Origin of the sequence: Geodermatophilus obscurus DSM 43160, assembly GCF_000025345.1 — a bacterium.
In the GTDB taxonomy this organism is placed as follows: domain Bacteria; phylum Actinomycetota; class Actinomycetes; order Mycobacteriales; family Geodermatophilaceae; genus Geodermatophilus; species Geodermatophilus obscurus.
Map to the genome: position 1 here is coordinate 4,306,518 of NC_013757.1, position 22,173 is coordinate 4,328,690.

A 22,173-nucleotide genomic window follows, 5' to 3' on the forward strand; every position below is an offset into this window, starting at 1 on the left:
GTGGCAGGGGGGTCCTCGTTCAGGCGCTCGCGACGACCCCCAGCTCGGCCGGGTCCGCGAGGTGCTCCGAGTGCGGCAGCACGCGCACCGTGTACCCGAAGGCACCGGTGCGCTCCAGGGGCAGCGTGGCGGAGAACCAGTGCCGCGACCCCTCGGTGTGCTCGTGCGCCATCGGCAGCGTGGTCACCTCGTGCAGGCCGTCGGCGTCGTCGACCCGCCCGTAGGCGGCCTGCACCTGGACGTCGGACGGCGTGAGCCCCGGCAGCTCCACCTCCGCGCGCAGTGCCAGCGTCGAGCCGATCTCCGGGGTGTCGCCGGCACCGGTGGCCTCGACGTGCGCGACCCGGACGGTGCTCCAGCGGTCGAGCAGCCTGGCGCGCCAGCCGGCCTCGGTGCGGGCCGCGCCGTAACCGGACCCGGCCATGGCCCGGGACGAGCCGGCCGCCGGCACGTACAGCTGCTGCACGTAGTCGCGCACCATCCGGGTCGCCAGCACCCTGGGACCGGTCTCGCGCAGCGTGTGCCGCACCATCTCGACCCACCGGCTGGGGACGCCGTCCCGGTCGGTCTCGTAGAAGCGCGGGATCACCTGGCTGCTGAGCAGCTCGTAGATGGCCCGCGCCTCGAGGTCGTCGCGGCGCTCGGGGTCGGCGATGCCGTCAGCGGTGGGGATGGCCCACCCGTTCTGGCCGTCGAACCACTCGTCCCACCAGCCGTCGCGGATGGAGAGGTTCAGCCCGCCGTTGAGCGCGGCCTTCATGCCCGAGGTGCCGCACGCCTCCAGCGGGCGCAGCGGGTTGTTCAGCCAGACGTCGCAGCCCCAGTAGAGGTAGCGCGCCATGCCGATGTCGTAGCCGGGCAGGAAGGCGATGCGGTGCCGGATCTCCGGGTCGTCGGCGAACTTCACCATCTGCTGGATCAGCTGCTTGCCGCCGTCGTCGGCCGGGTGGCTCTTGCCGGCGATGACCAGCTGCACCGGGCGCTCGGGGTCCAGCAGCAGCGCCCGCAGCCGCTCGGGGTCGCGCAGCATGAGGGTCAGCCGCTTGTACGAGGGCACCCGGCGGGCGAAGCCGATCGTGAGCACGTCGGGGTCGAACGCGCCGTCGGTCCACCCCACCTCGGACTCCGCGGCACCGCGGGACAGCGCGGTGTCCCGCAGCCGGCGGCGCACCTCCTCGACCAGCCGGCCGCGCAGCATCCGGCGGGTGCTCCACAGCTCGCCGGAGGGGATGCGGTCGACGCCGTCGAAGTGCACCGGGCCCTCGACGTCGACCGGGTCGCCCTGGCTGGTGACCTGGGTGCCCATCTCGACCAGCTCGCGCGCGGTCCACGTCGGTGCGTGCACGCCGTTGGTGATCGAGCTGATCGGCACGTCGCTCTCGTCGAAGTCCGGCCACAGGTAGTTGAACATGCCCCGGCTGACGTGCCCGTGCAGCCGGCTGACGCCGTTGGCGCGCTGACCCAGCCGCAGGCCCATGTGGGCCATGTTGAACTTCGCCGGGTCAGCCTCGGCGCCCAGTGGGATCAGCTGGTCCAGGGGGACGCCGAAGCCGGCGAAGTAGCGCTCGATCAGCGCCCGCGGGAAGCGGTCGATGCCGGCCGGCACCGGCGTGTGGGTGGTGAACACCGTGCCGGCGCGCACCGCCTGCAGCGCCTCGGGGAACGACAGCCCGTGCGACTCGGTGAGCTCGCGGATCCGCTCGATCCCGAGGAAGCCCGCGTGCCCCTCGTTGGCGTGGTAGACCTCCGGCGCCGGCGTCCCGGTGAGCTGGCAGTAGGCGCGCAGCGCCCGCACGCCGCCGATGCCGAGCAGCATCTCCTGGCGCAGCCGGTGGTCCTCGTCGCCGCCGTAGAGGCGGTCGGTGACCCCGCGCTCGGCCGGCGTGTTCTCCTCGATGTCGCTGTCGAGCAGCAGCAGCGACACCCGGCCGACCTGGGCCCGCCACACGTGCGCGAACAGCGTGCGCCCCTCGGGCAGCGGGACGTTGATGACGACGGCGGTGCCGTCGGGCTGGCGCAGCAGCTTCAGCGGCAGGCCGTGCGGGTCCAGCGACGGGTAGTGCTCCAGCTGCCAGCCGTCGGCCGACAGGCCCTGCTCGAAGTAGCCGGCCCGGTACAGCAGCCCCACGCCGATCAGCGGGACGCCGAGGTCCGAGGCGGCCTTGAGGTGGTCGCCGGCGAGGATGCCCAGCCCGCCGGAGTACTGCGGCAGCACCTCGGTGATGCCGAACTCCGCGGAGAAGTAGGCGACCGTCGCCGGCGCGCCCTCCCCCAGCGACTGGTACCAGTGCGGCGCCGACAGGTACTCCTCCAGGTCGTCGACGACGTCCTGCAGCCGGCGCACGAACCGCCGGTCCCTGGCGAGGGTGGCCAGCCGCTCGGCCGAGACCTCACCGAGGACCTTGACCGGGTCGCCGTTGCAGGTCCGCCACAGCTCCGGGTCGAGCGCCTCGAAGAGGTCGCGGGTCTCGGCGTGCCAGGACCAGCGCAGGTTGGTGACGAGGTGGGACAGCGGCAGCAGCTCCTCGGGGAGCGATGCCCGGACGGTGAACCGGCGAAGGGCGCGCACGGGGCGAGACTAGCGACGGGTGCCACGGCCGCCGCCAGAGCGGTGCGGCGCCCGACGCGTCAGGATGAGGCATGGCCAGCCGACGCCCCGGTCACCCCGCCGTCCCGCCCGTCCCGCACCGCGAACGGCAGGCCACGGCGGCCGATGTGCTCACCCGACGGGCCCTCGATAGCGTGGCGGGGATGACTGGCCGCGCTGACCTCCGCCTCGGCATCACCGATGTCGCCCCCGTCGTGTCCTGCGGCGCGTTCTCCGCGCGCGCCGTGATCGGTGAGCACCTGCCGATCACCGCGACCGTCTTCCGCGAGGGCCACGACGCCGTCGCGGCGGACGTCGTCGTGACCGGCCCGGACGGCTCACGTCAGCCGTTCAACCGGATGGAGCGCTTCGGCGACCAGCCCGACCGCTGGCTGACGACGGTCGTCCTCGACCGCGAGGGCCGGTGGACCTACCGGGTGGAGGCGTGGAGCGACCCGCTCGCGACCTGGCACCACGCCGTCGAGGTCAAGATCGCCGCCGGTCAGGGGCCCGAGGAGCTCGCCAACGACCTGGAGGAGGGCGCCCGGCTGCTCGACCGGGTGGCCGCCGAGGCCGACGCCGACTGGCGCGACCGCGTCGCCGAGGCCGCCGCAGCGCTGCGCGACACCTCCCGGGAGCTGCCCGCCCGGGTCGCCCCGGCGCTGGCCGAGGCGGTGCAGCGGTACCTGCACGACCACCCGGTGCGCGAGCTGGTCACCCCCGGGCCGGAGTGCGAGGTCTGGGTCGACCGGCCCCGCGCGCTGTTCGGTTCCTGGTACGAGTTCTTCCCCCGCTCCACCGGCCCGGTCGTCGACGGCCGGCCCACGCACGGCACGTTCGCCACCTCGGCCGAGCGGCTGCCCGCCATCGCCGACATGGGCTTCGACGTGGTGTACCTGCCCCCGATCCACCCGATCGGCACGGTCAACCGCAAGGGCCCGAACACCCCGCAGTTCCCGGGCGGCAACCCCTACGAGATCGGGCCGGACGACCCGGGTTCACCGTGGGCCATCGGCAGCGCCGAGGGCGGGCACGACGCCGTCCACCCGCAGCTGGGCACGATGGAGGACTTCCGCGCCTTCGTCGACCGCACCCGCGAGCTGGGCATGGAGGTGGCGCTGGACTTCGCGCTGCAGGCCGCGCCCGACCACCCCTGGGTCAAGGAGCACCCGGAGTGGTTCACCACCAAGCCCGACGGCACGATCTCCTACGCGGAGAACCCGCCGAAGAAGTACCAGGACATCTACCCGGTCAACTTCGACAACGACCCCGAGGGCATCTACGCCGAGTGCCTGCGGGTCATCCGGGTGTGGATGGACGCCGGGGTGCGGGTGTTCCGCGTCGACAACCCGCACACCAAGCCGCTGAACTTCTGGCACTGGCTGATCTGGACGGTCAAGGAGACCGACCCGGACGTGCTCTTCCTCGCCGAGGCCTTCACCCGGCCGGCGATGATGCACCAGCTGGCCCGCATCGGGTACACGCAGTCCTACACGTACTTCACGTGGCGCACGGGGCGCGAGGAGCTCGAGGAGTACGGCCGCGAGCTGGCCGCCAACAGCCACTACATGCGGCCGAACTTCTTCGTCAACACCCCGGACATCCTGCACGCGTCGCTGCAGCTCGGCGGCCCGCCAGTGTTCAAGATCCGCGCCGTCCTGGCGGCGATGATGAGCCCGACGTGGGGTGTCTACTCGGGCTTCGAGCTCTTCGAGCACGTCGCGGTGCGCCCCGGCAGCGAGGAGTACCTCGACAGCGAGAAGTACCAGCTGCGGCCGCGCGACTGGGCCGCCGCCGAGTCCTCCGGGCGCAGCCTCGTGCCCTACCTGCGCCGGCTCAACGAGATCCGCCGCGCGCACCCGGCCCTGCAGCAGCTGCGCACGCTGCGGTTCCACTCCGTGGACAACCCGAACCTGATCTGCTTCACCAAGACCGACCCCGGCTCCCAGGACGCCGTCCTGGTGGTGGTGAACCTCTCCAGCCACCACACCCAGATCGGCACGACGTCCCTGGACCTGCCGGCGATCGGGCTGGACTGGTACGAGCGGTTCACCGTGACCGACGAGCTGACCGGCGACAGCTGGAACTGGGGCCAGTTCAACTACGTCGAGCTCGACCCCTACCGGGAGCCGGCGCACGTCTTCTCGATCACCTACCCCCGGCAGGTCCAGGTACCACCGCCGGTGGCCTGAGAAAGGACCGCCTGCCCCCACCGCTCGCCAGCTCGCGACGGGCCCCTGCACGCGGGCCACACGCATCCACCTGCTCCCCCCTGCAGAACCGAGGGCGACTTCCTGCGATGACCGTTCCCGTCCCCGACCTCCCAGCCAGCCGCCCCGAGGCGCCGGCGTCGGCGCTGCCCGCACCGGGCACCGACCCCGAGTGGTACAAGCGCGCCGTCTTCTACGAAGTGCTCGTCCGCGGGTTCGCCGACAGCAACGCCGACGGCGTCGGCGACCTGCGCGGCATGATCGACAAGTTGGACTACCTGCAGTGGCTCGGCGTCGACTGCCTGTGGCTGCCGCCGTTCTTCGCCTCGCCGCTGCGCGACGGCGGTTACGACGTCAGCGACTACACCGCCGTGCTGCCCGAGTTCGGCGACATCGACGACTTCACCGAGTTCCTCGCCGCGGCCCACGCCCGCGGCATCCGCGTGATCATCGACTTCGTCATGAATCACACCTCGGACCAGCACCCCTGGTTCCAGGCCAGCCGCAGCGACCCCGAGGGGCCCTACGGCGACTTCTACGTGTGGTCCGACGACGACACCCGCTACGCCGACGCCCGGATCATCTTCGTCGACACCGAGAGCTCGAACTGGACGTTCGACCCGGTGCGCAAGCAGTACTTCTGGCACCGGTTCTTCTCCCACCAGCCCGACCTCAACTTCGAGAACCCGCGGGTGATCGAGGCGATCATGGACGCCCTGCGGTTCTGGCTCGACCTGGGCATCGACGGTTTCCGGCTGGATGCCGTGCCCTACCTGATCGAGGAGGAGGGCACCAACTGCGAGAACCTGCCGGGGACCCACGAGATCCTCAAGCAGGTCCGCAAGGTCGTCGACGCCGACTACCCCGACCGCGTGATGCTGTGCGAGGCCAACCAGTGGCCGGCCGACGTCGTCGAGTACTTCGGCGAGGACGGCGACGAGTGCCAGATGGCCTTCCACTTCCCGGTGATGCCGCGCCTGTTCATGGCCGTGCGGCGGGAGCAGCGCTTCCCGATCTCGGAGATCATGGCGCAGACGCCGGAGATCCCGGACAACTGCCAGTGGGGCATCTTCCTGCGCAACCACGACGAGCTGACCCTGGAGATGGTCACCGACGAGGAGCGCGACTACATGTGGGCGGAGTACGCCAAGGACCCCCGCATGAAGGCCAACATCGGCATCCGCCGCCGGCTGGCGCCCCTGCTGGACAACGACATGGACACCCTCGAGCTGTTCAACGCGCTGCTGCTGTCGCTGCCCGGCTCGCCGGTCCTGTACTACGGCGACGAGATCGCCATGGGCGACAACATCTGGCTCGGTGACCGTGACGGCGTCCGCACGCCCATGCAGTGGACGCCGGACCGCAACGGCGGCTTCTCCACCGCCGACCCGCAGCGGATGAACCTGCCGCTGAACCAGGACCCGGTCTACGGCTACCAGGTCACCAACGTCGAGTCCCAGCTGCGCAACACCAACTCGATGCTGCACTGGCTGCGGCAGATGATCCACGTGCGCAAGCAGCACCCGACCTTCGGCCGGGGCAGCTACGCCGAGATCGGCTCGCGCAACCCGACGGTGCTCTCCTTCGTCCGCGAGTTCGGCGACGACGTGGTGCTCTGCGTCAACAACCTCTCCCGGTTCCCGCAGCCGGTGGAGCTGGACCTGCGCCGCTTCGAGGGCTACACCCCGATCGAGCTGACCGGCCGGGTGGAGTTCCCGCAGATCGGCGTCCTGCCGTACATGCTCACCCTGTCCGGGCACGGCTTCTACTGGTTCGAGCTGGCCAAGCCCGCCGAGCCGGTGGAGGAACCCACCGAGACCGACGACACCGCGGTGGCCGACTCCCTGCTGGCCGCGGGCCTCGTCGGCTCCGGCGAGGGACCAGCTGCGGGCGACACGGCCGACACGGGAGGAGCCCGATGAACGCCCTGACCGGACTGTTCCGGGACTGGATGCCGTCCCAGCGCTGGTTCGGTGGCAAGGGCCGGGAGTGGGCCGGCGTCGAGGAGGAGAGCTTCTTCCTCGACCGCTCGCACCCCGTCCTGTCCATCCACCGGGTGACGGTGACCTACACCGACGGCGCGACCGAGACCTACCTGGTGCCGCTGTCGTGGCGTGACCACGCCGTGGAGGAGCTGGCCTTGGCGCACATCGGCACCGTCGCGCACGAGAACGGCGAGAACCACGCCTACGACGCCATGCGCGACCGCGAGGCCACCGCCAGCTGGCTCACCCACCTCGCCGACGGCGCCACGGTGGGCCCGATGCGGTTCGTGCCGGGCGAGGGTGCCGAGATCCCGGCCGGGCTCCCCGGCGACATCGTCTCCACCGAGCAGAGCAACACCTCGCTGGTGTATGGGCAGGAGGCCATCCTCAAGCTGTTCCGGCGGCTCGAACCCGGCCTCAACCCGGACGTCGAGGTCCACAGCGCCCTGCGCCGGACCGACAACCCGCACATCGCCCCGCTGCTCGGTCACGCCGAGATCGACCACGACCGGGACGCCGGCACCCCGCCGGCGACGGTCTTCATGCTGCAGCGGTTCGTGCCCAACGCCAGCGACGGGTGGCTGCTGGCCACCGCGAGCGTGCGCGACCTCTACGCCGAGGGCGACCTGCACGCCGACGAGGTGGGCGGGGACTTCGCCGCCGACAGCGAGCGGCTCGGCGCGGCCACCGCCTCGGTGCACGCCGACATGGCGCAGGTGCTGCCGACCGAGGAGGCCGACCGCGACTGGTTCACCACCGTCGCCCGGCAGATGACCGAGCGGCTCGACGCCGCGATCGAGGTCGTCCCGCAGCTGGCCGAGCACGCCGACGGGTTGCGTGCGGTGTACGCGGCCGTGGCGGAGAACCCCGAGCCCGTCGTCCGCCAGCGGGTGCACGGGGACCTGCACCTGGGCCAGGTGCTGCGCACCGCCACCGGGTGGATCGTGCTCGACTTCGAGGGCGAGCCCGCCCGCCCGCTGGCCGCGCGCCGCGAGCTGGACAGCCCGATGCGCGACGTGGCCGGGATGCTGCGCAGCTTCGACTACGCCGCCCGCCACATGCTCGTGGAGCAGCCGGGTGATCAACAGCGCGCGTACCGCGCGCAGGAGTGGGCAGAGCGCAACCGGAGCGCGTTCTGCGCGGGCTACGCGGCCGCGAGCGGGATGGACGCCTGCGGCAACAGCCCGTTGTTGCGCGCGTTCGAGGCGGACAAGGCCGTCTACGAGTGCGTCTACGAGGCGCGCAACCGCCCGCACTGGCTGATGATCCCGCTGCAGTCGCTGTCCCGCCTCACCGCCGCGGACCAGCGCGGCGAGCCACGACCCTGAACAGCAGCACCGAAGAGGACGGCGAGCGATGACATCCCCGGACGAGACCGAGCGCACCACCGACTCCCCCGGAAGCGGCGGGCGCGCGCCCGCGAGCCGCGAGGAGCTGCAGGCGGCCGTCGAGGAGAAGACCGCCGCGGCCGAGGCCGCCGAGGCGGAGCCGGTCGTCAACGCCACCCCGGCACGCAAGCGGGCCGCGGCGAAGAAGGCCCCGGGGGCGGGGAAGGCCCCGGCGAAGAAGGCGACTGCCAAGAAGACCGCCGCGGCGTCCGATGGCGAGGCCCCGGCGAAGAAGGCGACCAAGCGTGCGCCGCGGAAGAGGGCGGCCCAGGCCGACGCGCCCCAGGGCGAGGTCGTCGCCGAGCAGGGCGGCACCGCCGCACCGGTGGTCGCCCCGGCGCCGATCGCCGAGCCGGGCAGCCCGAGCGGCGCCCCGGCCGGCCAGCCGGAGCCCCCGAGCCCGGACCCGGCGGAGCCGAGCACGCCGCAGGCCCCGGACGAGGACGGCGGCGCGGGCCCGGCCGAGACCCAGCCTTCGGAGACACCGTCCGCGAACACCCCGCCATCGGCGGCCCGGCCCGTCGACACGCCCCGGCCCGCCGAGGACGCCACGGCCGGCACCGGGTCGGAGGTGGCGGCGGCGACCGTCCCCGAGGGGCAGGCCCCCGCCGAGGAGGGCCTCGCCCAGCAGGAGGCGCCCGCCGAGGTCAGCGAGGAGCAGCTGCGCGCCGTCGTCGACGGGTGGTCCTACGCCCCGCACAGCGTGCTCGGCGCGCACCCCGCCCGCGACGGCTGGGTGGTCCGCACGCTGCGGCCCGACGCGGTCTCGGTGACCGTCGTCGACGAGGACGGCTCCCGCCACGACACCCGTCAGCTGCACCCGGGTGGCGTCTTCGAGGCCCACCTGCCCACGCAGCCCGGGGACTACCGGGTCGAGGTGACCTACGGCGACGGCGCGGACGGCACCAACACCTTCGTCGTCGACGACCCGTACCGCTGGCTGTCCACCATCGGTGAGCTCGACCAGCACCTCATCCGCGAGGGCCGGCACGAGCAGCTGTGGGAGGTGCTCGGCGCCCACGTGCGGCGCTACGACACCCCGCGCGGCCAGGTCGAGGGCGTCTCCTTCGCCGTCTGGGCGCCCAGCGCCCAGGGCGTGCGGGTGACCGGCGACTTCGACTACTGGGAGGCGCGCGCCTACCCGATGCGGTCGCTGGGCTCCTCCGGCGTCTGGGAAATCTTCATCCCGGGCGTCCAGGTGGGCGTGAAGTACCGCTACCACGTGCTCGGTCGCGACGGCGTGTGGCGGCACAAGTCCGACCCGCTGGCCTTCGAGACCGAGGTGCCGCCGCTCAACGCCTCGATCGTCACCGAGTCCCACCACGAGTGGGCCGACGACGAGTGGTTGGCCGAGCGGGCCCGCGGCGGCTGGCACCAGCGGCCGATGAGCGTCTACGAGGTGCACGCGGGTTCGTGGCGGCAGGGCCTGTCCTACCGCGAGCTGGCCGACGAGCTGGTCGGCTACGTCGTCGAGCACGGCTTCACCCACATCGAGTTCATGCCGCTGGCCGAGCACCCCTTCGGCGGCTCCTGGGGCTACCAGGTCACCTCCTACTACGCGCCCACCTCGCGCTTCGGCAGCCCCGACGACCTGCGCTACCTCATCGACCGGGCGCACCAGGCCGGCATCGGCGTCATAGTCGACTGGGTCCCGGCGCACTTCCCCAAGGACGACTGGGCGCTGGCCCGCTTCGACGGCACCCCGCTGTACGAGCACGGCGACCCGCGCCGCGGCGAGCAGCTGGACTGGGGGACCTACGTCTTCGACTTCGGCCGCTCCGAGGTCCGCAACTTCCTCGTCGCCAACGCGCTGTACTGGTGCAAGGAGTTCCACGTCGACGGCATCCGCGTCGACGCGGTCGCCTCGATGCTCTACCTGGACTACTCCCGCGACGAGTGGGTGCCCAACGTGCACGGCGGCCGGGAGAACCTGGAGGCGATGGCGTTCCTGCAGGAGATGAACGCCACCGTCTACCGCGAGGTCCCCGGCGTCGTCACCATCGCCGAGGAGTCGACCGCCTGGCCCGGCGTCACCCGGCCCACCCACCTCGGCGGCCTGGGCTTCGGCTTCAAGTGGAACATGGGCTGGATGCACGACTCGCTGGGCTACATGTCCAAGGAGCCGGTGTACCGCGGCTACCACCACGGCCAGTTGACGTTCTCGATGGTCTACGCCTACTCCGAGAACTACGTGCTGCCGATCAGCCACGACGAGGTCGTCTACGGCAAGGGCTCGCTGCTGCGGAAGATGCCCGGGGACCGGTGGCAGCAGCTGGCCAACCTGCGCGGCTACCTCGCCTACATGTGGGCCCACCCCGGCAAGCAGCTGCTGTTCATGGGGTCGGAGTTCGCCCAGGACGCCGAGTGGGCCGAGAGCCGCTCGCTGGACTGGTGGCACCTCGACGACCCGGCGCACCGCGGCGTCCTGCAGCTGGTGACCGACCTCAACGCCCGGTACAAGGAGACCGCCGCGCTGTGGTCCCAGGACGTCGACCCCGCCGGCTTCCAGTGGATCGACGCCAACGACGCCTCGGGGAACGTGCTGTCCTTCCTGCGCTACGGCCGCACCGAGGCCACCGGCGACGGCTCGGACGGCGCCGGTGGCGAGGCGCTGGCCTGCGTCGCGAACTTCTCGGGCACCCCGCACCACGGCTACCGCGTCGGCCTGCCGCGGCCGGGCACCTGGCGCGAGGTGCTCAACACCGACGCCGAGGGCTACGGCGGCTCGGGCGTCGGCAACCACGGCTCCGTCGAGGCGGTCGAGCAGCCCTGGCACGGTCAGCCCTACTCGGCCACCCTCGCCGTCCCGCCCCTGGGCACCGTCTGGTTCGTGCACGAGTAAGGACCTTCCTGCAGGGCCCCACCATTCGCGAGCTCGCGGCGGGGTCCTGCAGGAGAGCCGTTCCGTGCGTCCTGGGCCGCGCCGTCGCCCACGGACCTGCAACTCCGGGCGCGACGAGGCCGCCACGATGCGACGATCCGAGGGACATGCCTGCTGCTTCCTCCGTGCGCCGCGCGGCCGTGGCCCTGCTCGCCACGGCTGCGCTGCTGCTGGCGTCCGGCTGCTCCGTCGCCGTCGTCGGCCTGCCCAGTGCAGCCCGGCCCCCGGCCTCCGACATCCCCTCCGCCGAGCTGCAGGTCGTCGGCGCCACCGGCGGCCCGATCGACACCCTGGCGCGCAACGCCCTGGCCGACCTCGAGGCCTACTGGGCCCAGCAGTTCCCCGACGTCTTCGGGCAGGACTTCGTGCCGCTCCGGGGCGGCTACTTCAGCGCCGACCCCAACGACGTCGACCCCGGCGCGTACCCGCAGGGCATCGGCTGCGGCTCCGACCCCCGCGACGTGGAGGGCAACGCCTTCTACTGCCAGGCCCCGGACGCACCGAACTCCGACTCCATCAGCTACGACCGCGCCTTCCTGCAGGAGCTCGCCGAGCAGTACGGCCGCTTCATCCCCGCGCTGGTGATGGCCCACGAGTTCGGCCACGCGGTGCAGGGCCGGGTCGGTTACCCCGACTACTCCATCTCGGTGGAGACCCAGGCCGACTGCTTCGCCGGCGCCTGGACGGCGTGGGTCGCCGACGGGCAGAGCGAGCACACGCAGATCCGCGCACCCGAGCTCGACGAGGTGCTGCGCGGCTACCTGCTGCTGCGCGACCCGGTGGGCACCAGCATCAACACCGAGGCCGCACACGGGTCCTACTTCGACCGCATCTCGGCGTTCCAGGAGGGCTTCCAGGCCGGCCCGACCGCCTGCCGCGACGGCTTCTCCGCCCAGCGCCCCTACACCCAGGGCGCCTTCTCGTCGGCTGACGAGGCAGCGAGCGGCGGGAACGCGCCCTTCGGCGAGGCGCAGCAGATCACCGCCGACGCCCTCCCGGAGTTCTGGGGCCTCGCGTTCGACCAGGTCTTCAGGGAGACGTTCACCCCGCCGCAGCTCGAGCCCTTCCAGGGCAACCCGCCGAACTGCGCCGCCGACGACCTGGACCTGGTGTTCTGCGCCGACGAGGACCTCGTCGGCTACGACGTCCAGGACCTGGTCGGCCCGGCCTACGAGGAGCTCGGCGGCGCCGAGTACGCCGTCATCACCGCCGCCTCGCTGCCCTACGCGCTCGCCGCGCGCGACCAGCTGGGGCTGTCCACCGACGACGAGGCGGCCATCCGGTCGTCGGTGTGCCTCACCGGCTGGTTCTCGTCGGCCTTCTTCGACGACGAGCTGACGGCCGCCGACATCTCCCCCGGCGACATCGACGAGGCCGTGCAGTTCCTGCTGACCTACGGGACCGACCCGTCGGTGGTGCCCGAGGTCTCGCTGACCGGCTTCCAGCTGGTCGACCTGTTCCGCAACGGCTTCTTCGAGGGCGCCGCCGCCTGCGACGTCGGCCTCTGAGGCCCCCTCCAGGGCACCGCCCCGAGCGGAGCGAGGGGCGGGGAGGAGGGGGCCTCAGTACAGCGCGAGGGTGAGCTGGCGGCGGGCCGCGGCGACCCGCGGGTCCTGGTCGCCGACGACGCCGAAAAGCTCCACCAGGTGCCGGCGCGCCTGGTCGCGGTCGTCCCCGGCGGTCCGGCGGACGACGTCCAGCAGCCGCTCGAAGGCGCCCTCGACGTCCCCGGTGCCGAGCAGGAAGTCCGCGGCCCGGGCCTGTGCGGCGACGTCGTCCGGAGCGGCGTCGGCGGCGGCGAGCGCATCCGGTCCGGCCTCGTCGGCGCGGCGGAACAGCTGCACCTGGCGCAGCGCGAGGCCCGCCACCGGGTGGTCGGGCTCGGCGTCGAGGATCGACTGGTAGGCGGCCTCGGCGGCGGTCAGGTCACCGCGCTCGAGGGCGGCCTCGGCGGCGTCCAGCCGTGGGTCCTCGGCCTCGCCGGGCTCGTCACCGGCACCCGGCACGGCGCCACCGGTGGTCGCCCGCACCAGCTCGGTGACGAACTGCCGCGCCTGCTCCTCCGGGATGGCACCGGTGAACTCGGCGACCAGCTGGCCCTGCCAGACCGCCTTGACCGCGGGGATGCCCTGGACCCGCAGGCCCTGCGCGAGCGCGGGGTTGGCGTCGACGTCGACCTTGGCCAGCACCCAGGAGCCGCCGCCCTCCGCCGCCAGCCGCTCGAGCACCGGGGACAGCTGCTTGCACGGCCCGCACCACTCGGCCCACAGGTCGAGCACGACCGGCACCTGGAAGGAGCGGTCGAGCACCTCGGCCTGGAAGGTCTCCTCGGTGACGTCGACGACCGCGGCCCCCGGGGCGCCGGCCGGCCCGGCGGCGCTGGGCGGCGGCGCCGACTGGGCCCGTGCCGCGGCCTCGGAGCGGGCCTTGACGGCGGCGAGGTCGACCGCGCCGGCGAGAGAGGCGGCCAGCTGGGCCTGCTGGGCCTGCGCGCGCGGGTCGGGGCGTCCGGGACGGGTGGGCTGCATGACCTCGATCATCCCACCGCGGCTGAAGCGGTGTCGGGGGTGCCGGGGCTCAGCCGCCCGCCGTCCCGTCGTCCGCCACGTCGCCGGCTCCGCGACGGACCCGCTCGAGGATCGCGAACAGCGTGTCCAGCTCGGCGTCGGGCACGTCGCCGAGGCCGAAGTCCAGTGCGGTCAGGGCGGCGGTCGCCTCCTCGACGACGACCCGCCCGCGGTCGGTGATCGCGGCGAGCACGCCCCGACCGTCGGCGGGGTTGGGACGCCGGTCGACGTAGCCGGCGGCGACCAGCCGGTCGATGGCGTTGGTGACGCTGGTCGGGTGCACCATCAGCCGGCTGCCGATCACCTTCAGCGGCAGCTCGCCGGTGCGGCTGAAGGTGAGCAGCACCAGCACCTCGTAGCGGGCGAAGGTCAGCGCGTGCGGCCGCAGCGCCTCGTCGAAACGGGCGAGCAGGATCTGCTGCACCCGGAAGACCGAGGTCGCGGCGCGCATCGCCGCGGCGGGGCCGAAGCGCTGCTCCCACGACTCCCCGGCGCGTGCGATGGGATCGAACGGCAACCCCAGCGGACGGACCATGGCCCCAGAGGCTACGGGGGCCGGCGCGTGCACCGAGTGGCGAGCCGTAGTCGCCTCCGGCCGCAGGAGACGACCACAGCTCTCCAGTCGCCGACACCTGTGGACAACGCCGAGGGCACCTACCCCCCCCCCCCCCCCGACAGCGAGGCTGTGCCGGTGCCCGTCGTTCCCCACCGTCCGCCCGCGCTGCACGGACCCGTCTTCCGCGGTTCCGCCGTGGTCGCCGCGGGACTGCTGACCCGCAGGCAGCTGCGGAGCTCCGCCTGGCTGCACGTGTTCCGGGACGTCTACGCCTGCTCGGCGGTCGAGCTGACCCACTCGCTCCTGGCCGTGGCCGCCGCCGGACTCCTGCTGCCCGGCGCCCGTCGTCAGCGGACGCAGCGCCGCGACGCGGTGGGGGGCTGCCGGCCGCCGGCGTCGGAGACCCCGTCGAGCTCACCGTCCCGCCCGGGGCGGCACCCGGCACCGTCCCCGGGCCTACGGGTCCGACGGCGAGCCCTGCCGCCGGTCGACGTCGCCCTGCGGCGTGGGGCCCGGGTGACCACCGCCGTGGCGACCGCCGTGGACCTGGGCCGCGCCCTCCCCTGGACGAGGCCGTGGCCTCCGTCGACCATCTCGTCCGCGCCGGGCTGACCGACCTCGCGGCGATCCGCGCCGCGGCCGCGCTCGTGTCCGGGCGGGGTGCCGCTGCGCCCGGGACGCCGCGGCACGCGCAGACGGCCTCGCCGAGTCACCGCAGGAGACGCGGCTGCGGCTGGTGCTGCACGCGTCGCCGCTCCCCCGCCCCGTCGCCCAGCACACCGTGCGGGATGCCGACGACCGGTTGGTTGCCCGGATCGCTGCGGCCCTCGGGGCCTGAGTGAGTGTCGACCCGTGGTCGCCTCCTCGGCCCGTAGGCGACCACAGGTCGACACTCGGCGAGCGGGACGGCGGCGAGGGGAGACCGAGCCCGGCGGAGGTCAGGCGGCGGGCGGGGCGGGGCGCAGCCGGGGGACGTGCCGCAACCCGAACACCTCGCGCAGCGCCACCTGCGCGGCGTTGTCGCCACAGGCACCGTGCACGGCCGGCCCGGGCGGCGTCGCCGACGAGGCGAGGTAGACCCCCTGCACCGGCGTCTTATAGGTGTTCCAGCGCGGCACCGGCCGGGCCAGCATCTGCCGCAGCGTCGCCTGGCCGTTGGAGATGTCCCCGCCGAGGTACGTCGGGTTCCACGCCTCCATCTGGACGGCGTTCTTCGTGGCCCGCTCGACGATCGTGTCCTTGAAGCCCGGTGCGAAGCGCTCGATCTGGTCCTCGATGGCCGCGGTCATGTCGACGTCCGACCCGTGCGGCACGTGCACGTAGGCCCAGAAGACGTGCCCGCCCTCGGGAGCGCGCGTCGGGTCCGGCACGGTCGGCTGGACGGCGAGCACGTACGGGCGGTCGGTGGACCTCCGCTCGTTGGGGGCCCGCTCCCCGTCGATCGTCTCCTCCAGGGTCCCGGCGACGTGGATGGTCCCGGCCCGCCGCACGTCGGGGTTGGTCCAGGGCACCGGCTCGGACAGGATCCAGTCGACCTTGAAGACGCCTGCACCGTGCTGGTACCGGTCCACCCAGCGGCGGTAGCCCTCGTGCACCCGATCGCCGGCCATCGCCACGAAGGCCTCCGGCGTGGTGTCCAGCAGCACGGCCGGGACGCCGTCGAACTCGCGCAGGTCGGTGACCAGGTGGTCGGTCTCCACCTCGCCGCCCTGCTGCTCCAGGGCGGTCACCATCGCGTCGGCGAGGTTCTGCGACCCGCCCTCGACCAGCGGCCAGCCGGCGTGGTGGCCGAGCATGGTCAGCAGCATCCCGAGCGCGGAGGTGAGCGGCCGGGTCAGGTCGAGCATCCCGTGCGCGGCCGCCCCGCCCAGCAGCGCGCGGGCACCCTCGGTCTCGAAGTAGCGGTGCGCCAGCCAGCGCACGTTGGGCAGCCCGTTGAGCCCGAAGTGCGCGATCTGCGGCACGCTGCGGGTCGGCAGCCGGCGCAGCCGGCTGGTCAGGAAGAAGTCGACGACGTCCTGCCCGTGCTCCACGAGCGGCTCGAACAGCCGGCGGTAGGCCGGCCCGTCCGGCCCGAGGCCGGCCGCGGTCTCCGCGAGCGAGCGGTAGGCGACCGAGGCGCCGCCGCCGTCGAGGGGGTGGGCGAAGTTGACCTCCGGCTGCACGAGGCGGACGCCCCGGCTGGGCAGGTCGAACTCGCGGAAGAACGGTGCCGCGGCGGCCATCGGCTGCACGATCGAGCAGACGTCGTGCCGGTACCCCGGCCGCATGAGCTCCTCGGTGCGCATCCCGCCGCCGGGGCGGCCGGCCGCCTCGACGACCTGCACCCGCAGCCCGGCGGCGGCCAGCCGGAGGGCTGCCGCCAGCCCGTTCGGCCCGCTCCCGACGACGACGGCGTCCGGCTTCCCGTTCACCCCGCCATCGTGCCCTCAACGGGTCAGCGCTGCGCGAGCAGCGGCTTACAGCTGGTCCAGGAGCAGGGTGGCGGAGCGGAACGGGTCGATCTCCCCCGCCACCACCTGCTCGGCCAGGGTGCTCAGCGCCGCCGAGCCGCGGATGTCGCCCATCCGCTCCCGCAGCCCGGCCAGCGCGATCGCCTCGATCTCGCGCGCCGCGCGGACCACCCGGCGGCGGTGCCCCTCGCCCGAGGAGCCCAGCCACGCGCGGTGCTCCCCGATCGTCTCGACGAGCTCGTCGATGCCGGTGTCCGAGGCGGCCACCGTGCGGCGGATCGGCGGGCGCCAGGCGCCGGGGAGGTCGTGCCGGCCGCCGAGCGAGAGCGTGTAGCGCAGGTCCCGCACCGTCTGGTCGGCGCCGTCCCGGTCGGCCTTGTTCACCACCAGGACGTCGGCGACCTCGAGGATCCCGGCCTTCGCCGCCTGGATGCCGTCGCCCATGCCCGGCGCGAGCAGCACCAGCGTGGTGTCGGCGAGCGAGGCGACCTCCAGCTCGGACTGCCCGACGCCGACGGTCTCGACCAGCACGACGTCGCACCCGGCGGCGTCCAGCACCCGCAGCGCCTGCGGGGTGGCCCAGGCCAGCCCACCGAGGTGGCCACGCGAGGCCATGGAGCGGATGTAGACGCCGGCGTCCCCGGCGTGGCCCTGCATGCGCACCCGGTCGCCGAGCAGCGCCCCGCCGGAGAAGGGGGACGACGGGTCGACCGCGAGGACGCCGACCCGCAGCCCGCGCTCGCGGTAGGCGCGGACCAGCGCGGTCGTCGTCGTGGACTTGCCCACCCCGGGCGAGCCGGTGAGCCCGATGACTTGGGCCGAGCCGGTGTGCGGGGCCAGCGCGGCGGCGACCTCGCGCAGCGCCGGGCTGGCGTCCTCGACCAGCGAGATCAGCCGCGCCACCGCGCGGGCCTCGCCGTCCCGCGCCCGGGCGACCAGGTCGGGGATGTCCACCACGCGGCGGCCCCGCCGCCCACGGGGGGCGGCGGGGCGGGGCGTCTGGACGGCGATGCCGTCCGAGGTCACGCCTTGGCTGGCACGTGCAGGATCAGCGCGTCGCCCTGACCGCCGCCGCCGCACAGCGCGGCGGCACCCACGCCGCCGCCCCGACGGCGCAGCTCCAGCGCCACGTCGAGCACGAGCCGAGCGCCGCTCATGCCGATCGCGTGACCGAGGGCGATCGCGCCACCGTTGGGGTTGACCTTCTCCGGGTCGATCCCGAGCTCCTTGGTGGAGACGAGGGCGACGGCGGCGAAGGCCTCGTTGAACTCGACCACGTCGAGCTCCTTGGGGTCGATGCCCTCGCGCTCGCAGGCCCGCTGGACGGCACGGGACGGCTGGCTCTGCAGTGTCGCGTCGGGCCCGGCGACGACGCCGTGCGCGCCGATCTCGGCGATCGGGGTGATCCCCAGCTCGGCGGCCTTCTCGGCGCTCATCACCACGACCGCGCAGGCGCCGTCGGAGATCTGTGAGGCGGTGCCGGCGGTGATCGTGCCGTCCTTGGCGAAGGCGGGCTTCAGCCTCGACAGGGTCTCCACCGTGGTGTCGGCGCGGACGCCCTCGTCGTCCCGGAACTCGATCGGGTCACCCTTGCGCTGCGGGACCAGCACCGGGGTGATCGACTCCTCGAAGACGCCGTTCTTCCCCGAGCGGGCGGCCTTCTGGTGGCTCTCCGCGGCGAACGCGTCCTGCTCCTCGCGGGTCAGGTCGTACCGGCTGTTCGCCTGCTCGGTCAGCTCACCCATGGCGACCTGGTCGAAGGTGTCCGACAGCCCGTCGTGCGCCATCGCGTCGACGAGCCTCGCGTCGCCGTACTTCGTGCCGGTGCGGGAGTTGGGCAGCAGGTGCGGGGCGTTGGTCATCGACTCCTGGCCCCCGGCCACGACGACGTCGAACTCGCCGGCGCGGATGAGCTGGTCGGCCATCGCGATGGCGCTCATGCCGGAGAGGCAGACCTTGTTGACGGTGATGGCCGGCACCGTCATGGGGATGCCGGCGGCGACCGCCGCGGGACGAGCCGGGTTCTGGCCGGCGCCGGCCTGCAGCACCTGCCCCATGATCACGTACTCGACCTGGTCGCCGGAGATGCCGGCCCGCTCCAGCGCCGCCTTGATCGCGATCCCGCCGAGGTCGGCGGCGGAGAAGTCCTTGAGCGAGCCGAGCAGCCGACCCATCGGGGTGCGGGCGCCGCTGACGATGACCGAACGGGACATGACTGCCTCCAGGGGCGGGCCGCCGACGCTGGCGACCGCGGGGTCGGTAGCGCCGCACCACGGAGACACGGCGCTGATCCCTCGCAGGATAGGACCCGGGCAGCGGCGTGGTCACCGGCGTGACGAGCGTCTCAGTGCATTCGAATGGTACGCCACCGGGTAGCGGACGAGGGACCAAGGACCCGAGACGAGGAGGCTCCCATGCCCCGCCTGGACGTCGGCACCGAGAACGGACACCCGGTCGAGCTGCACCACCAGGACGTCGGCGCCGGACGCCCGGTCGTGCTGATCCACGGATGGCCGCTGTCCGGCCGCTCCTGGGAGGCGCAGGTCGGCCCGCTGGTCGAGGCCGGCCACCGCGTCGTCACCTACGACCGCCGCGGCTTCGGCGATTCGTCGCAGCCCTGGAACGGCTACGACTACGACACCTTCAGCGCCGACCTGCACGCCCTGCTCGAGCACCTGGACCTGCGCGACGTCGCGCTCGTCGGCTTCTCCATGGGCGGTGGCGAGGTCGTCCGCTACCTCGCCACCCACGGCACCGAGCGGGTCAGCCGCGCGGTGCTCGCCGCCGCCGTGCCGCCGTACCTGTACAGGTCCGACGACAACCCGGACGGCGGCCTGGACGACGCCACCATCGAGCAGTTCCAGCAGGGCGTCGTCACGGACCGCCTCGCCTTCCTCGACGGCTTCACCACGACCTTCTTCTCGGCCGGCGACCGGGGCCTGCAGGTCAGCGAGCAGCAGCGGCAGTACGCGCTGCACATCGCCGAGGCCGCCTCGCCGAAGGGCACGCTGGACTGCATCACCGCCTTCAGCCGCACCGACTTCCGCGGCGACGTCGCCGGGATCACCGTGCCGACGCTGGTCGTCCACGGCGACTCGGACGCGATCGTGCCGTTGGAGGTCAGCGGCAAGCGCTCGCACGAGCTGATCCCGGACAGCGAGCTGGTCGTCATCGAGGGCGGGCCGCACGGGCTCAACGCCTCGCACCCCGAGCAGTTCAACGAGGCGCTGATCCGCTTCCTGCGTCGCTGAAGGAGGACCTGGCCGCCCCACCGCTCGCGAACTCGCGCCAGGCCCCGTCCAGAGGCTCGCCCCGAGCGTGCGAGCGGTGAGGAGGACGGGGTCCTTCTGCCTGCAACCAGGCCTCCGGGGCTCGCCGTGCGCCGGTGTGCGGCGGATCCTCCCCTGTGTGTGTCCGACCCACCTGTCGTCTCAGACGTCTGGTCCGGGAGGATGCCGCGATGACCACCGATCCGCGCACCGGCCTGCCGGCCGAGTTGTTCACCACGATCGACCACGTCGGCGTCGCCGTCCCGGACCTGGACGAGGCGCTGGCCTTCTACGCCCAGGCCTTCGGCGTGCACTCGGTGCACGAGGAGGTCAACGAGGAGCAGGGCGTCCGCGAGGCGATGCTCGCCGTCGGCGACGGCGACACCCGCATCCAGCTGCTCGCCCCACTGACCCCCGAGTCGACGATCGCGAAGTTCATCGGTCGCTCCGGCCCGGGCCTGCAGCAGCTGGCCTTCCGCGTGACCGACGTCGAGGCGGTCAGCGCGACGCTGCGCGAGCGCGGCCTCCGGCTGCTGTACGACACCCCGAAGCGGGGGACTTCGGACAGCCGGGTCAACTTCGTCCACCCCAAGGACGCCGGCGGCGTCCTCGTCGAGCTCGTCGAGCCGGCGGCGTCCGCGCACCGACCACCCGACCCGACCACCCGGCCGGTGGGCTGACGCCCTACCTACCTACCGGCCGGTAACATCTCGCGCCACCGCACTGCCGCTCCACCGACTCACGAGCCGACGAAGACCCGGGAGACCGCGTGAACGAGATCAGGGACGCCATCCTCGCCGACCAGCTGGACGCCATGGCCGGGCTGCCGGTGCCGGAGTCCTACCGGGCCGTGCTGGTCCGGAAGGACGAGCAGGACCTGTTCGAGGGCCTGACCGCCAAGGAGAAGGACCCGCGCAAGTCGCTGCACGTGGAGGAGGTGGCCACCCCGGAGCTGGGTCCGGGTGAGGCGATCGTCGCGGTGATGGCGTCCTCGGTGAACTACAACACCGTCTGGACGTCGATCTTCGAGCCGGTGTCGACCTTCGGGTTCCTGGAGCGCTACGGCCGCCAGAACGCCCTCACCAAGCGGCACGACCTGCCCTACCACGTGGTCGGTTCGGACCTGGCCGGTGTGGTGCTGCGGGTGGGCCCGGGCGTGAACCGGTGGAAGCCCGGCGACGAGGTCGTCGCGCACTGCCTGTCGGTGGAGCTGGAGGACCCGGCCGGCCACGACGACACGATGCTGGACCCGCAGCAGCGGATCTGGGGCTTCGAGACCAACTTCGGCGGCCTGGCCGAGCTCGCCCTGGTCAAGAGCAACCAGCTGATGCCCAAGCCGGCGCACCTGTCCTGGGAGGAGGCCGCCGCTCCCGGGCTGGTCAACTCCACCGCCTACCGGCAGCTGGTGTCCCGCAACGGCGCGGACATGAAGCAGGGCGACGTCGTGCTGATCTGGGGCGCGTCGGGTGGCCTGGGCTCCTACGCCACCCAGATGGCCCTCAACGGCGGCGCCATCCCGGTGTGCGTGGTCTCCAGCCCCGAGAAGGCCGCCATCGTCCGCTCGATGGGTGCCGAGCTGGTCATCGACCGCTCCGCCGAGGGCTACCGGTTCTGGAGGGACGAGGACACCCAGGACCCCAAGGAGTGGCAGCGGCTGGGCAAGAAGATCCGGGAGCTGACCGGCGGGGACGACGTCGACATCGTCTTCGAGCACCCCGGCCGGGAGACATTCGGCGCCTCGGTCTACGTCGCCAAGAAGGGCGGCACGATCGTCACCTGCGCCTCGACCAGCGGGTACATGCACTCCTACGACAACCGCTACCTGTGGATGAACCTCAAGCGGATCGTCGGCAGCCACTTCGCCAACTACAAGGAGGCCTGGGAGGCCAACCGGCTCATCGACAAGGGCCTCATCCACCCGACGCTGTCCAAGGTGTACCCGATGGACCAGGTCGGCCAGGCCGCGTGCGACGTCCACCACAACGCCCACCAGGGCAAGGTCGGCGTGCTCACCCTCGCCCCCGAGGAGGGCCTCGGCGTCAAGGACGCCGCCAAGCGGGAGAAGCACCTCGCCGCGATCAACCGGTTCCGGGGCGTCTGAGAGAGGACCCCCCGCCCCCCGCCGTCGAAGGACCCGTCCTCATCCCTCGCGAGCTCGGGACGAGCCTCTGGACGGGGCCGGCGGCGGGACCCTGCAGGGAGCCGTTCCAGGAGGTCGCCCGGCTCGGTGAGGCCCTGGGGTGGCCGCCCCAGGGCCTCACCGAGCCAGCGGCAGGG

Annotated in this window: 15 protein-coding genes; 9 read left to right on the plus strand and 6 right to left on the minus strand. The window is 73.0% G+C overall.

The genetic code is table 11. The annotated features are described in order from the left end of the window. Positions 1-19: 19 nt before the first annotated feature. Positions 20-2,569, minus strand: a complete 2,550-nt coding sequence (gene glgP, locus GOBS_RS20025; protein ID WP_012950089.1) for an alpha-glucan family phosphorylase — start codon at positions 2,567-2,569, stop codon at positions 20-22. A gap of 182 nt (positions 2,570-2,751) precedes the next feature. On the opposite strand from glgP, the gene GOBS_RS20030 reads away from it, so the two are divergent. From GOBS_RS20030 to GOBS_RS20050, 5 genes are all read left to right on the plus strand, one after another. Further along, the gene (locus GOBS_RS20030) at positions 2,752-4,779 is read left to right on the plus strand and encodes an alpha-1,4-glucan--maltose-1-phosphate maltosyltransferase (protein WP_041241598.1); all 2,028 of its coding nucleotides are present in this window, start codon (positions 2,752-2,754) and stop codon (positions 4,777-4,779) included. A gap of 107 nt (positions 4,780-4,886) precedes the next feature. Then, positions 4,887-6,719 carry a maltose alpha-D-glucosyltransferase gene (gene treS / locus GOBS_RS20035; protein ID WP_012950091.1) on the plus strand — a complete coding sequence of 611 codons (1,833 nt, stop codon included), beginning with the start codon at positions 4,887-4,889 and terminating at the stop codon, positions 6,717-6,719. After that, positions 6,716-8,110 (plus strand): maltokinase N-terminal cap-like domain-containing protein, encoded by a 1,395-nt coding sequence (locus GOBS_RS20040; RefSeq protein ID WP_012950092.1) that lies wholly within the window; start codon positions 6,716-6,718, stop codon positions 8,108-8,110. Before treS ends, GOBS_RS20040 begins: the two co-directional genes overlap by 4 nt. Before the next feature lie 28 nt (positions 8,111-8,138). After that, positions 8,139-11,012 (plus strand): 1,4-alpha-glucan branching protein GlgB, encoded by a 2,874-nt coding sequence (glgB, locus tag GOBS_RS20045; protein ID WP_012950093.1) that lies wholly within the window; start codon positions 8,139-8,141, stop codon positions 11,010-11,012. A gap of 146 nt (positions 11,013-11,158) precedes the next feature. After that, positions 11,159-12,559 (plus strand): neutral zinc metallopeptidase, encoded by a 1,401-nt coding sequence (locus GOBS_RS20050; protein ID WP_166487471.1) that lies wholly within the window; start codon positions 11,159-11,161, stop codon positions 12,557-12,559. Positions 12,560-12,613: 54 nt separating this feature from the next. On the opposite strand, the gene GOBS_RS20055 is transcribed toward GOBS_RS20050, so the two are convergent. Next, on the minus strand, positions 12,614-13,579 hold the full coding sequence (locus GOBS_RS20055) for a tetratricopeptide repeat protein (RefSeq protein WP_012950095.1): 966 nt from the start codon (positions 13,577-13,579) through the stop codon (positions 12,614-12,616). Positions 13,580-13,628: 49 nt separating this feature from the next. Further along, positions 13,629-14,153 (minus strand): MarR family winged helix-turn-helix transcriptional regulator, encoded by a 525-nt coding sequence (locus GOBS_RS20060; RefSeq protein WP_012950096.1) that lies wholly within the window; start codon positions 14,151-14,153, stop codon positions 13,629-13,631. Between the two features lie 156 nt (positions 14,154-14,309). Here GOBS_RS20060 and GOBS_RS20065 point away from each other — a divergent pair, with 156 nt between their 5' ends. Then, complete coding sequence (locus GOBS_RS20065; protein ID WP_166487472.1) at positions 14,310-14,786, plus strand: hypothetical protein; 477 nt, start codon at positions 14,310-14,312, stop codon at positions 14,784-14,786. 326 nt (positions 14,787-15,112) lie between these two features. Here GOBS_RS20065 and GOBS_RS20070 read toward each other — a convergent pair whose 3' ends face one another. From GOBS_RS20070 to GOBS_RS20080, 3 genes are read right to left on the minus strand one after another with little or no spacing between them, the layout of a single operon-like run. Then, the gene (locus GOBS_RS20070) at positions 15,113-16,588 is read right to left on the minus strand and encodes a phytoene desaturase family protein (protein ID WP_012950098.1); all 1,476 of its coding nucleotides are present in this window, start codon (positions 16,586-16,588) and stop codon (positions 15,113-15,115) included. 45 nt (positions 16,589-16,633) lie between these two features. Then, complete coding sequence (gene meaB, locus GOBS_RS20075) at positions 16,634-17,653, minus strand: methylmalonyl Co-A mutase-associated GTPase MeaB (protein WP_208104327.1); 1,020 nt, start codon at positions 17,651-17,653, stop codon at positions 16,634-16,636. Next, complete coding sequence (locus GOBS_RS20080) at positions 17,650-18,840, minus strand: acetyl-CoA C-acetyltransferase (RefSeq protein ID WP_012950100.1); 1,191 nt, start codon at positions 18,838-18,840, stop codon at positions 17,650-17,652. The genes meaB and GOBS_RS20080 overlap by 4 nt, the downstream gene beginning before the upstream one ends. A gap of 201 nt (positions 18,841-19,041) precedes the next feature. Here GOBS_RS20080 and GOBS_RS20085 point away from each other — a divergent pair, with 201 nt between their 5' ends. The 3 genes from GOBS_RS20085 (at position 19,042) to ccrA (ending at position 21,997) form a co-directional block, all read left to right on the plus strand. Beyond that, entirely contained in the window at positions 19,042-19,878 is an 837-nt protein-coding gene (locus GOBS_RS20085; RefSeq protein WP_012950101.1) for an alpha/beta fold hydrolase, read from the plus strand. Positions 19,879-20,087: 209 nt separating this feature from the next. Further along, positions 20,088-20,576, plus strand: coding sequence for a methylmalonyl-CoA epimerase (mce, locus tag GOBS_RS20090; protein ID WP_012950102.1), 489 nt, complete (start codon positions 20,088-20,090; stop codon positions 20,574-20,576). Between the two features lie 89 nt (positions 20,577-20,665). Then, on the plus strand, positions 20,666-21,997 hold the full coding sequence (ccrA, locus tag GOBS_RS20095) for a crotonyl-CoA carboxylase/reductase (RefSeq protein WP_012950103.1): 1,332 nt from the start codon (positions 20,666-20,668) through the stop codon (positions 21,995-21,997). Positions 21,998-22,173 lie beyond the last annotated feature (176 nt).